Origin of the sequence: Micromonospora citrea, assembly GCF_049629545.1 — a bacterium.
GTDB lineage: Bacteria > Actinomycetota > Actinomycetes > Mycobacteriales > Micromonosporaceae > Micromonospora > Micromonospora citrea_A.
Map to the genome: position 1 here is coordinate 155,598 of NZ_JBNADX010000013.1, position 11,163 is coordinate 166,760.

Genomic DNA, 11,163 nt, shown 5'->3' on the forward strand with positions numbered 1-11,163 from the left:
GTCAGGCCGGGCCGGCGCGCGACCAGTCGTCGAGGGCGACCGCCTCCGTCGCCTCGGTCGCCGCCCGCTGGGTCCACGGCGAGATCGGGGTGCTGCGCGGCCGGGGCACCGACGCCAGCATCGGCACGTACACCCGGGCGTCCACCGCCTCGGCCAGCAACAGCGCGGCCATCAGGCTGGTCGGACGGCTCGTCGGCTCGTCGGCGAGGCAGCGCCGGCACAGGTCCGCCACCTCCGCCGGCAGCCCGTCGATCGGTGGCAGCGGCTCCGGCGCCACCATCCGGCGGGCCCCGACCAGCTGGGTTGCCGTGGTCCCCGCCGCGTACGGCAGCCGTCCGGTGAGGCAGTAGTAGAGCAGGACGCCGAGGGCGTACATGTCGGCGGCCGGGGTTGCCGGTTGCCGGTCGAACTGCTCCGGGGCCAGGTACGCCGGCGTCCCCAGCACCATCCCGTCGGGGGTCTCGTCCGCCGCGCCGGCCGACGTGGCGATGCCGAAGTCGAGGACCTTCACCCCGGACGGGGTGAGCATGACGTTGGCCGGTTTGACGTCGCGGTGCACGATGCCGTGCGCGTGCGCGGCGGCCAGCGCCGCGGCGACCTCGGCGCAGACCCGTACCGCGATCCGCCAGTCCAGCGGCCCGGCGCGCAGGTGCGCGGCCAGCGTCTCGCCCTCGGCCAGCTCCATCACGATGTACGGCGCCTCCTGCCCGGGCGCGGTGGCCGAGGTGCCGAAGTCGTGCACGCTGGCGACGTTGGGGTGGACCAGGCGGGCCGCGGAGCGGGCCTCCGCCCGGATGCGCTCCACCGAGGTCTGCTCGCCCTGCCGTCCGGGCGACATCAGCTTCACCGCCACCGGCCGGTCCAGCACCAGGTCGTGCGCGCGCCACACCTCGGACATGCCGCCCACGCCGATGCGCTGTTCGAGCTGGTACCGCCCGTCCAGCGTCCTCATCGACCCGCTCCTGTCTGCTTCGTGCCGTACCGCCTGATTGCGCTCCCGGCTTCCGGAGCCGGTACCCACGGCCCGAGCTGGGCAAACCCGGCCGAGCGGGCTCGTGGGCCGGTGCCGTGCGGTAGCTTGCCAGCCAGGGCACCCGGCCGACCGGGCCGGGGCGCGGGCGTACGGGAGGGCGGATGGGCGAGGTGTCCGTGCGTTTCGTCGGCGGGCCGGCCCACGGCCTGCTGCGCGAGTTGCCCGCCGACCCCGACGGCGCGCCGCCCGTACGGTGGATCATGCGGCATCCGGACGGCGATCCGCCGCCGGGCGGCGCCGGAGCGGACCACCTCTACGCCCGGGAGCGGCGCGACGGCGCCGGGGTGTGGACGATGCGGTTCGTGCACACCTACCCGGTCGGCGCCGGGGAGTAGCCCGGCCGGCCTCCGGTGGTCTCCAGGATGACCGAGGCGACCAGTTCGGGGTCGTCGTGCATCGGCACGTGGCCGCAGTCGACGAGGTCCAGGTGCCGGGCGTCGGGCAGCCGCGCGCGGGCGAGGGCGGCCTGTCGGTGCGGCAGGATCCGGTCCCGGGTGCCCCAGGCCACGGTCACCGGGACGGTCGGGGCGCCGGCGAAGGTGTAGCGCCGGCCGGCGCGGGCCACCGCCCGGAAGGCGCGGGCGTCGCGCAGCGCCCAGGTGTCGGCGAGCGCCACGTCCACGGTGAGCCGTTGCGGCCGCGCGACGATCATGCCGAAGGCGAGCGACCGCAGCGGCGGTGAGGCGAGCACCGACCGGACGACCGGCGCGGGCATCCGTGCCGCCGCCCGGTGCAGGCCGAGCACGGCGAGGGCGCGGCGCAGTTCGCGCGGGGTGCAGAAGCCGGCCGGGGAGAGCGCGGTGGCCGACGCGGCGTGCCCTGCGGCGGCCAGTTCCAGGGCGATCGCGCCGCCGAGGCTGTTGCCGGCCACGTGCGGGCGGTCCAGACCGAGCGCCGCGCAGAACGCGGCCACCCCGGCCACCACGCCGGCCATGTCCCGGGGCAGACCGCCGGCGGGCGCCGGGGAGCGGCCGAAGCCGGGCAGGTCCAGGGCGAGCACGTCGTGCCGGGCGGCGAGCAGGTCCAGCACCGGCAGCCAGGCGGCCCAGTGGTGGCCGATGCCGTGCAGCAGCACCAGCGGGGGACCCGAGCCGCGCCGTTCGAAGACGACCGGCGGGGTAGCAGGGGAGTCATCGCCATCTATGCCCACGGCCGGAAGTTACCACCGGGTAGCAGCCGACGGAAGAGCCCTGGCCCAGCCGCCCGGCAACCCCCGGGACCACCCGGTGCGGAAGTCGCCCCGATGGCGGGGTGGGCCGGTACGGTCGAGCCGGACCCGGGTGCGCGCACAGCGGGCACACAGCAGGGGCACAGGTCCACGCCAGCCCGGCGGCCCACGATGGGGGCGTGGTGATGAACGGACAGGCGGCCCCGCAGCGCATCGAGCTGCGCCGCCCCGACGGCGAGCCGGTGCGGGTGCTGGTGGTCGACGACGAGCCGACGCTGACCGACCTGCTCGCCATGGCCCTGCGGTACGAGGGCTGGCAGGTGCGCAGCGCCGGCGACGGCACGGGCGCGCTGCACCTCGCCCGACAGTTCCGGCCCGACGTGGTGGTGCTCGACGTGATGCTGCCCGACCTGGACGGCTTCCAGGTGCTGCGCCGCCTGCGCGAGCAGTCCCCGACCGTGCCGGTGCTCTTCCTGACCGCCCGCGACGCGGTGGAGGAGCGCGTCGCCGGCCTCACCGTGGGCGGCGACGACTACGTCACCAAGCCGTTCAGCCTGGAGGAGGTCATCGCCCGGCTGCGCGCCCTGCTGCGCCGCTCCGGCTTCGCCGTGGCCACCCGGGAGGAGGCGGTGCTCACCGTCGGCGACCTCAGCCTCGACGAGGACAGCCACGAGGTACGCCGTGGCGGCGACCTGATCACCCTCACCGCCACCGAGTTCGAGCTGCTGCGCTACCTGATGCGCAACCCGCGCCGGGTGCTCAGCAAGGCGCAGATCCTCGACCGGGTCTGGCACTACGACTTCGGCGGCCAGGCCAACGTCGTCGAGCTCTACATCTCGTACCTGCGCAAGAAGATCGACGCCGGGCGGCCCCCGATGATCCACACGCTGCGCGGGGCGGGATATGTCCTCAAGCCCGCGGAGTGACGGGGACGGTCGCCCGCGCCGGTGGCCGGCCGGCTGGTCGCTGCGCCGCCGGCTGGTGCTCGCCGTGGTCGCGCTGCTCGCCCTGGTCGGGGTCAGCATCGGCGGGCTCACCACCCTCGCCCTGCGGCACTTCCTGATCGCCCAGGTGGACCACCAGCTCACCCTCGGCGACCGCCGGCACGGCGACGACTTCCCGCCCTGGTTCCGCCAGGGCGGCGACCTGCCGTGGCAGGCCGGCGCCGAGCCGCCGGCCCCGGAGCCGCCGCGCGGCTTCCCGCCCGGCTCGATCGCGGCCCGGACCCGCGACGGCGTCGTCATCGCCCGCACCCGCGTCGAGACCGGCGGCCTGGAGCAGGTGCCCGCCGCCGACGTGGCCGCGCTGGCCACGATGGCCACGGACGGGCACCCCCGCACCGTCGACCTCGGCGAGCGGGGCGACTACCGGGCGGTGGCCCGGCAGACCCAGGACGGCAACGTGCTGGCCGTGGCGATCCCGCTGTCCGGGGTGTCGGACACCGTCATGTGGATGGTCGTCGCCCAGGTCGGTGTGGTGACCGCCGGGCTGCTGGTGGCCGGCAGCATCGGGGCGCTGATCGTCCGGGCCACGCTGCGTCCGCTGCACCGGGTCGCCGCCACCGCCGCCCGGGTCGCCGAGTTGCCGCTGGACCGGGGGGAGGTCGCCCTCTCCGTCCGGGTGCCCGCCGCCGACACCGACCCCCGCACCGAAGTCGGGCAGGTGGGGGCGGCGCTCAACCGGATGCTTGGTCACGTCGCCGGGGCGCTCGCCGCCCGGCAGGCCAGCGAGACCCGGGTACGCCAGTTCGTCGCCGACGCGAGCCACGAGCTGCGTACCCCGCTGGCAGCCATCCGCGGGTACGCCGAGGTGGCCCGGCGCGGACGGGACCAGGTGCCGCCCGACGTCGCGCACGCCCTGCTGCGGGTGGAGTCGGCCAGCACCCGGATGACGGCGCTCGTCGACGACCTGCTGCTGCTCGCCCGGCTCGACTCGGGCCGGCCGCTTGCGGTGGAGCCGGTCGACCTGACCGCGTTGATCATCGACGCGGCCAGCGACGCGCACGTCGCCGGTCCGGAGCACCGCTGGCAGCTCGACCTGCCCGACGAGGCGCTGGAGGTGCCCGGCGACGGTGTCCGGCTGCACCAGGTGGTGGCGAACCTGCTGGCCAACGCGCGGGTGCACACGCCGCCCGGCAGCACGGTCACCACCCGGCTGGCCCGGGTGGGCGGCGGCGTGGAGATCAGCGTCGCCGACGACGGACCGGGCATCCCGCCGCAGTTGCAGGGTGAGGTCTTCGAACGCTTCGCCCGGGGCGACAGCTCCCGCTCCCGCGAGCACGGCAGCACCGGACTCGGGTTGGCGATCGTGGCGGCGGTGGTGGAGGCGCACCACGGCAGCGTCCAGGTCGAGAGCCGGCCCGGGCGCACCGTCTTCACGGTCCGGCTGCCCGTACCCGCTCTGCCCTGATCCCGGTGCCGACCCGGTCCGCCGTCGTACCGCGGTGGCAGGGTGGGCGGCGTGTACCGGGAACGTCGGGCCGACCGGATCGCCGGGGCGGTGGTGTGGGCCAGCCGGGCCCGTCCCGGCGCGGCGCCGACCCGGGTGCTGCCGGACGGCTGCCTGGACCTGCTCTGGTCCAGCCGGTCCGGGCTACTGGTGGCGGGGCCGGACCGGACCGCCCAGCTCTCCCGATCCGTGCCGGGGGAGCGGTGGCTGGGCCTGCGGCTGCCGCCCGGCACCGGTCCGGCGGTCTTCGGCGTCCCCGCCGACGTGCTGCGGGACCGCAGGGTGCCGCTCGACGCGCTCTGGGGCCGGGCGGCGGACGAGGTCGCCGAGCGGCTGGGTGACCTGCCGAGCGCCGCCGCGCTGGAGTCCGTGGCCGTCGACCGGCTGGTCGCCGCCGGCGGGCCGGACCCGTTGGGCGCGCGGATCGCCGCCTCGCTCGCCGCCGGGGCGAGCGTCGCCACGACCGCCGCCGAGGTCGGCCTCGGCCCGCGTGCCCTGCACCGGCGCAGTCAGGCCCTCTTCGGGTACGGCCCGAAGACCCTCGCCCGCATCCTGCGGATGCGCCGGGCGCTGGCGCTGGCCGGCACCGGCGTGCCGTGGGCCGAGGTGGCGGTCCGGTGCGGGTACGCCGACCAGGCCCACCTCACCCGCGACGTGCGCGAGCTGGCCGGCGTCCCACCCACCCGGCTGCTGCCCGGCTGACCTCACATTCGGTGCGCTCAGGCGGCGGCCGGCGTGGGCAGCGGGGCGTAGAGGTCGACGCCGTTGCCGTCCGGGTCGTGCAGCACCGCGTACCGCTGCCCCCAGTCGGCGTCCCACGGGGGCAGTTCGCCGTGGAAGCCGGCCTCGGTCAACGCCGTCCAGTACCGGTCGACCTCCGCCGGGTCGGCGCACCGGAAGGCCAGGCTCATCCGGGCGCTGCCGGTCGGCGGCGTCCAGCCCGGGCCGAGGTCGCGGATGCTGTCGACGGTGTCCCAGCCGATCCGGACGCCGCCGGGCAGGGTCACCTCCACGTGCGGCAGGGTGTCCGATTCGGACGGCAGGTCCAGTCCGAGCCGGCGGTAGAAGTCGAGGCTGCGTGCCATGTCGGCGACGACCAGGCCGAGGTGGTCCATTCGAGGTGCCATGCCCTGAGGCTAGGCCGGCGCCGGGGCGGGGTCTTGAACGAAACGGACGCACGGTCGCCGGTGTGGCCCCGCGCGAGCCGTCGACCGCGTACGGTGTCAAAGGAACAAGTCCGGCGTAAACGGCTTAAATGCCGCAAAGTTGTGTGCCCGGCGGCGGGTGACGACGGTGAGGGAAGGGAGCGGTCGGTGAACCACCTGGCCTACCTGGACGCGGGGTCCGGCAGCCTGATCGTGCAGGCGGTGGTCGGCGGGGTCGCGGGGGCGGCCGTCGCCGCCAAGCTCTACTGGCGACGGCTGGTCGACCGCTTCCGCCGCCAGCCCACCGACCGGGGCTGACCGCCCGCCCATGACCAGCTCCGACACCCGGGTCGAGCCCGGCTCCTTCCGCGACCCGGCCAACCGGGTCTTCCACGCCGGAGACCAGGTGCTGCGCGGCCTCGGCCCGCAGGCGGCCCGCGACTGGCAGGCCCTGGCGGCCAGCGACTTCTTCACCGCGCTGCTCGCCGAGGGCAAGGTCTGCGGCACCGAGCCGGTCGACCCGGCCGTGCTGCCCGGCTGGACCGCCGTGCTGCGCCACGAGCGCATCCCGTTCGTCTCGCACCCGTACGAGTGGTCGTTCGGCATGCTGCGCGACGCGGCGCTGCTGCACCTGGAGATCCTGCGCCGGGCGTTGCCCGCCGGGTTCACCACCAAGGACGGCTCGGCGTACAACCTGCAGTGGCGGGGCGCGACCCCGGTCTTCATCGACGTCGGCTCCTTCGCGCCGCTGGCCGACGGCGAGCCCTGGGCCGGCTACCGGCAGTTCTGCCAGACCCTGCTCTACCCGCTGCTGCTCCAGGCCCATCTCGGCGTGGACTTCCAGCCCTGGCTGCGGGCCCGGGTCGACGGCGTCGAGTCCGACCAGATGCGCCGGCTCTTCCGGGGCGCCCGCCGGCTGCTGCCCGGCGTGCTCACCCACGTGCACCTGCACGGCGCCATGCAGGAGCGCAACGCCCGGTCGAGCACCACCGACGTCCGGGCCCAGCTCCGCGCCGCCGGCTACTCCCGGGACCTGGCCCTGGCCACCGTACGCGGGATCGAGAAGCTGGTCCGCCGGCTGGACCGGCGCGACGAGCCCAGCCACTGGGTCGACTACCAGCGCACCTGCAGCTACACCGCGCAGGACCGGGCGGAGAAGGAGCACTTCGTCACCGCGGCCGTCACCGCCGCCGGCAGGCCCGGCCTGGTCCTCGACCTCGGCGCCAACGACGGCCGGTACGCCCGGATCGCCGCCCGGCACGCCGCCGCGGTGGTCGCCGTCGAGCAGGATCCGGCCGTGGTCGACACCCTCTACCGGGCGCTGCGCGCCGAGGGCGAGCAGCGGATCCTGCCGCTGGTGATGGACCTCGCCGATCCGTCCCCGGGCGGAGGCTGGCGCGGCGTGGAGCGGGCCGGTTTCGCGGTCCGGGCCCGGGCCGACGTGGTGCTCGCCCTCGCCGTGGTCCACCACCTGGCCATCGGCCGCAACGTGCCGCTGGCCCAGGTCCTCGACCAGCTCGTCGCCTACGTCCGGCCCGGCGGGCGGCTGGTGGTGGAGTTCGTCCACCCCGAGGACGTGATGGCGCGCCGGCTGCTGGCCAACAAGCCCGACGGGCTCTTCCCCGACTACCGCCGCGACGAGTTCGAGCACCTGCTCGCGGCCCGCTGCCGCATCGAGCGGCAGCGGGAACTGCCGTCCGGCACCCGCACGCTCTACCAGGTGGTGGTGGGTGGCTGACCGCGCCCTCGCGACTGCGGCGCCACCGCGTACGTCCGGCCCGCCGCCGGACCCGGACACCCCGGGTGGGCGGCGGGCCGAGCTGCGCCGGCTGCTGGAGGTGACCGCCCTGGTCGGGCTGGCGGTCACCCAGCCGCTGCTCGACGTGCTCGGGCGCAGCCCGGACTTCTTCCTGTTCCACCGGGCGGACCCGGGCGACGTGCTGGCGCTGGTGGCGCTGGTGACCGTCCTGCCCACCGTCGCGTTCGGCGCGTTCGGCCTGGCCACCCGGCTGGCCGGCGTCCGGGTCCGCGGGCTCGCGCACACCGTCGTGGTGGGGCTGCTGCTGGCCGCGCTCGCCGTCCAGGCCGGCCGGCACGCCACCGGGCTGCGGGGCGTACCGCTGCTGCTGGTCGCCGGGGTCCTCGGCGCCGCCGGGGCGGTGGCGCACCGCCGGTGGCACGCGCCGGGGCGGGTGCTGCGGGTCGCCGCGCTCGGCCCGCCGATCTTCGTGGCGCTGTTCCTGTTCGCCTCGCCCGCCTCGGCGGTGGTGCTGCCCCGGGCCCACGGCGGGGCGGCCGGGGTGGCCGGGCCGGGGGAGCACCCACCGGTGGTCATGATCGTCCTGGACGAGCTGCCGCTGGTCTCCCTGCTCGGCCCGGACGGGCGGATCGACGCCACCCGCTACCCGCACTTCGCCGAGCTGGCGGCCGGCTCCACCTGGTACCGCAACGCCACCGGGGTCAGTGGCTGGACGCCGTACGCGTTGCCGGCCATGCTCACCGGCCGCTACCCGGCGCAGCCGCTCGCCCCGCACTACTCGCAGTACCCCGACAACCTCTTCACCGCCCTCGGCGGCCTGTACGACGTCCGCGCCGAGGAGAGCATCACCCGGCTCTGCCCGCCGAGCCGCTGCGAGCAGCCGTCGAGCCCGCAGCAGGGCCTCGGGGTGCTGGTCCGGGAGAGCGGGCGGCTGCTGCGGCAGCTCGTCGCGCCGGTGGACAGCCGCATCGACCCGCAGGAGTCGTACCGGGAGCGGACCGCGGCGGAGGCCGGCCTGGACGACGGCGAACCGGTCCCGGACGACCCCAAGTTCCGCTGGGACAAGCTCAACGACAACCAGCCCGCCCGGTTCGCCGGCTTCCTGGCCGGCCTACGCCCCAGCGAGCGGCCCACCCTGCACTTCCTGCACCTGCTGATGCCGCACGCGCCGTGGGCGTACCTGCCGTCGGGGGCGCGCTACACCGCCCCCGAGGACCTGCCCAACGCCGGCGCCGGCTGGGCCGAGTTGGCCCGTTCCCGGCACCTGGCCCAGCTGCGCTACACCGACCGGCTGGTCGGCGAGACCCTGCGTACGCTGCGCGCCACCGGCCTGTACGACCGGGCGCTGCTGGTGCTCACCGCAGACCACGGGGTCAGTTTCCAGCGGGACTGGCAGGGCCGCGGGCTGGACGCGATCAACCACGCCGCCGGCGAGGTGGCCTGGGTGCCCACCTTCGTCAAGACGCCGCAGCAGCGCGCCGGCCGGGTGGACGACCGTAACTGGGAGCACGTCGACCTGCTGCCGACCATCGCCGACGAGGTGCACGTGCGGATCCCGTGGCAGGTCGACGGCCGCTCCGCCCGGCAGGCCCCGCGCCCGCGCCCGGAGAAGGTCTTCTACGACCGGCCGGGCCAGCCGTTGACCCTGCGCGGCGGGGTGCCGGCCCGGCCGCCGGACCCGCCGGCGCACCCGCTGGTCGGCACCACCGTCGGCGACGCGCCCACCGAGGGGCGGGCCCGGGTGGCGAACCTGGACGCGTTCCGGGCCGTCGACCCGGCCGCCGGTGAGCTGCCGGCCCTGGTCTGGGGCACGGTGCCCGACGAGGTGCCCGACGGCACGCCGCTGGCGGTCGCGGTCAACGGCACGGTCGCCGCCGTGGTGCCCGTGGTACGCCGGGACGAGGGGGGCCGCCGCTTCGCCGCCCTCCTCGCCGACGACCACCTGTTCTCCGCCGGCGTCAACCGGCTCGACCTCTACCGGGTCGCCGCGGACGGCGGCCTGCGCCGGCTGACGCTCGGCTGAACCTTTCGTCCCCGACGCCCGTCATCGTCGGGTTCGCCCTCGCTGACCAGGGTTTCCGAGCCGCCGGGTCGGGAATCGGGTGACGCATACCTCACCGCCGAACCACGACGGGCAGTGTCCCGGGGTCCGCGAATACGGTAGAAGCGAAGGCAATTCAACGAAGATTCGCCGGCGAAGCGAGGAACCACATGACGGAAGTCAAGCTCGATCACCCCGGTGGGCAGCTTTCGATTCCGGTGCACGACGCGGTCGAAGGCCCCGCGGGCATCGGGGTGAGCAAGCTGCTGAAGGAAACCGGGATGACCACGTACGACCCCGGTTTCGTCAACACCGCGTCCTGCTCGTCCGCGATCACCTACATCGACGGTGACGCGGGCATTCTGCGGTATCGCGGCTACCCGATCGAGCAGTTGGCCGAGAAGAGCTCCTTCCTGGAGGTCTCCTACCTGCTGATCTACGGCGAGCTGCCCACCCAGCAGCAGCTCACCGAGTTCAGCGACCGGATCCGGCGGCACTCGCTGCTGCACGAGGAGATGCGTCGGTTCTTCGACGGCTTCCCGCGCGACGCACACCCGATGGCCGTGCTCTCCTCGGCCGTCAGCGCCATCTCGACCTTCTACCAGGACAGCCTGGACCCGTTCGACTCCGAGCACGTGGAGATGTCCACGATCCGGCTGATGGCGAAGGTCCCCACCATCGCCTCGTACGCCTACAAGAAGTCGATCGGCCAGCCGCTGCTGTACCCGGACAACTCGCTGGGCTACGTGGAGAACTTCCTGCGGATGACGTTCGGCGTGCCGGCGGAGCCGTACGAGGTCGACCCGGTGGTGGCCCGCGTGCTGGACATGCTCTTCGTGCTGCACGCCGACCACGAGCAGAACTGCTCGACCTCCACGGTCCGGCTGGTCGGCTCCAGCAACGCCAACCTCTTCGCCTCGGTGTCGGCCGGCGTCAACGCCCTGTTCGGTCCGCTGCACGGCGGTGCCAACCAGGCCGTGCTGGAGATGCTGGAGAAGATCAACGCCGAGGGTGGCGACGTCCGTTCCTTCGTCCGCAAGGTCAAGGACAAGCAGGACGGCGTGAAGCTGATGGGCTTCGGCCACCGGGTCTACAAGAACTACGACCCGCGTGCCGCCATCGTGAAGAAGGCCGCCCAGGACGTGCTGGGCCGGATGGCCAAGCCGGACCCGATGCTGGACATCGCCATGGAGCTGGAGGAGATCGCGCTCGCCGACGATTTCTTCGTCTCCCGCCGGCTCTACCCGAACGTGGACTTCTACACCGGCCTGATCTACAAGGCCATGGGCTTCCCGACCAAGATGTTCACGGTGCTGTTCGCGCTGGGCCGGCTGCCCGGCTGGATCGCCCAGTGGCGCGAGATGATCAACGACCCGGAGACCAAGATCGGCCGTCCGCGGCAGATCTACACCGGCTCCGCCGAGCGCGACTACACCCCGCTCACCGACCGCTGACCTCCCGCCCCACACCGAAAGGCCGCCGCCTCCCCCAGGGGAGCCGGCGGCCTTTCCGTCCCCCCACCCCTGCGCCCACCCCGCCCACCCCGCCCACCCACGCCCGCACCCGCCC

11 protein-coding genes are annotated in these 11,163 nt (G+C 74.8%); 8 read left to right on the forward strand and 3 right to left on the reverse strand.

Annotation, left to right across the window (positions count from 1 at the left end; genetic code table 11):
• Nucleotide 1: 1 nt before the first annotated feature.
• Complete coding sequence (locus tag ACPFP2_RS16375) at nucleotides 2-952, reverse strand: serine/threonine-protein kinase (protein WP_424090029.1); 951 nt, start codon at nucleotides 950-952, stop codon at nucleotides 2-4.
• A 182-nt stretch (nucleotides 953-1,134) separates the two neighbouring features.
• On the opposite strand from ACPFP2_RS16375, the gene ACPFP2_RS16380 reads away from it, so the two are divergent.
• On the forward strand, nucleotides 1,135-1,368 hold the full coding sequence (locus tag ACPFP2_RS16380) for a hypothetical protein (RefSeq protein WP_424090030.1): 234 nt from the start codon (nucleotides 1,135-1,137) through the stop codon (nucleotides 1,366-1,368).
• On the opposite strand, the gene ACPFP2_RS16385 is transcribed toward ACPFP2_RS16380, so the two are convergent.
• The gene (locus ACPFP2_RS16385) at nucleotides 1,344-2,183 is read right to left on the reverse strand and encodes an alpha/beta fold hydrolase (protein WP_424090031.1); all 840 of its coding nucleotides are present in this window, start codon (nucleotides 2,181-2,183) and stop codon (nucleotides 1,344-1,346) included. The two genes, ACPFP2_RS16380 and ACPFP2_RS16385, sit on opposite strands and share 25 nt — an antisense overlap.
• Nucleotides 2,184-2,386: 203 nt before the next feature.
• Here ACPFP2_RS16385 and ACPFP2_RS16390 point away from each other — a divergent pair, with 203 nt between their 5' ends.
• The 3 genes from ACPFP2_RS16390 to ACPFP2_RS16400 are packed head-to-tail and all read left to right on the forward strand — an operon-like array spanning nucleotide 2,387 to nucleotide 5,351.
• Entirely contained in the window at nucleotides 2,387-3,127 is a 741-nt protein-coding gene (locus tag ACPFP2_RS16390; RefSeq protein WP_424090046.1) for a response regulator transcription factor, read from the forward strand.
• Nucleotides 3,105-4,610, forward strand: coding sequence for a sensor histidine kinase (locus tag ACPFP2_RS16395; RefSeq protein ID WP_424090032.1), 1,506 nt, complete (start codon nucleotides 3,105-3,107; stop codon nucleotides 4,608-4,610). Before ACPFP2_RS16390 ends, ACPFP2_RS16395 begins: the two co-directional genes overlap by 23 nt.
• A 51-nt stretch (nucleotides 4,611-4,661) precedes the next feature.
• Nucleotides 4,662-5,351 (forward strand): helix-turn-helix domain-containing protein, encoded by a 690-nt coding sequence (locus ACPFP2_RS16400; protein ID WP_424090033.1) that lies wholly within the window; start codon nucleotides 4,662-4,664, stop codon nucleotides 5,349-5,351.
• 17 nt (nucleotides 5,352-5,368) lie between these two features.
• Here the strand turns inward: ACPFP2_RS16400 and ACPFP2_RS16405 are convergent, their stop codons facing one another.
• Entirely contained in the window at nucleotides 5,369-5,776 is a 408-nt protein-coding gene (locus ACPFP2_RS16405) for a VOC family protein (protein WP_424090034.1), read from the reverse strand.
• A gap of 186 nt (nucleotides 5,777-5,962) precedes the next feature.
• On the opposite strand from ACPFP2_RS16405, the gene ACPFP2_RS16410 reads away from it, so the two are divergent.
• The 4 genes from ACPFP2_RS16410 (at nucleotide 5,963) to ACPFP2_RS16425 (ending at nucleotide 11,048) form a co-directional block, all read left to right on the forward strand.
• A complete protein-coding gene (locus tag ACPFP2_RS16410; protein ID WP_157745101.1) occupies nucleotides 5,963-6,112 on the forward strand; it encodes a hypothetical protein in 150 nt (49 codons plus the stop codon).
• Between the two features lie 10 nt (nucleotides 6,113-6,122).
• Nucleotides 6,123-7,532 (forward strand): methyltransferase, encoded by a 1,410-nt coding sequence (locus ACPFP2_RS16415; RefSeq protein ID WP_424090035.1) that lies wholly within the window; start codon nucleotides 6,123-6,125, stop codon nucleotides 7,530-7,532.
• Entirely contained in the window at nucleotides 7,525-9,576 is a 2,052-nt protein-coding gene (locus ACPFP2_RS16420) for a sulfatase-like hydrolase/transferase (protein ID WP_424090036.1), read from the forward strand. Before ACPFP2_RS16415 ends, ACPFP2_RS16420 begins: the two co-directional genes overlap by 8 nt.
• Nucleotides 9,577-9,764: 188 nt before the next feature.
• Nucleotides 9,765-11,048, forward strand: coding sequence for a citrate synthase (locus ACPFP2_RS16425; RefSeq protein WP_424090037.1), 1,284 nt, complete (start codon nucleotides 9,765-9,767; stop codon nucleotides 11,046-11,048).
• Nucleotides 11,049-11,163 lie beyond the last annotated feature (115 nt).

Excerpts from the sequence above, each read along its gene's own strand:
- ACPFP2_RS16375 (WP_424090029.1), bottom strand. The coding sequence starts at position 952 with ATGAGGACGCTGGACGGGCGGTACCAGCTCGAACAGCGCATCGGCGTG.
- ACPFP2_RS16380 (WP_424090030.1), top strand. The coding sequence starts at position 1,135 with ATGGGCGAGGTGTCCGTGCGTTTCGTCGGCGGGCCGGCCCACGGCCTG.
- ACPFP2_RS16390 (WP_424090046.1), top strand. The coding sequence starts at position 2,387 with ATGAACGGACAGGCGGCCCCGCAGCGCATCGAGCTGCGCCGCCCCGAC.
- ACPFP2_RS16395 (WP_424090032.1), top strand. The coding sequence starts at position 3,105 with ATGTCCTCAAGCCCGCGGAGTGACGGGGACGGTCGCCCGCGCCGGTGG.
- ACPFP2_RS16405 (WP_424090034.1), bottom strand. The coding sequence starts at position 5,776 with ATGGCACCTCGAATGGACCACCTCGGCCTGGTCGTCGCCGACATGGCA.
- ACPFP2_RS16415 (WP_424090035.1), top strand. The coding sequence starts at position 6,123 with ATGACCAGCTCCGACACCCGGGTCGAGCCCGGCTCCTTCCGCGACCCG.
- ACPFP2_RS16425 (WP_424090037.1), top strand. The coding sequence starts at position 9,765 with ATGACGGAAGTCAAGCTCGATCACCCCGGTGGGCAGCTTTCGATTCCG.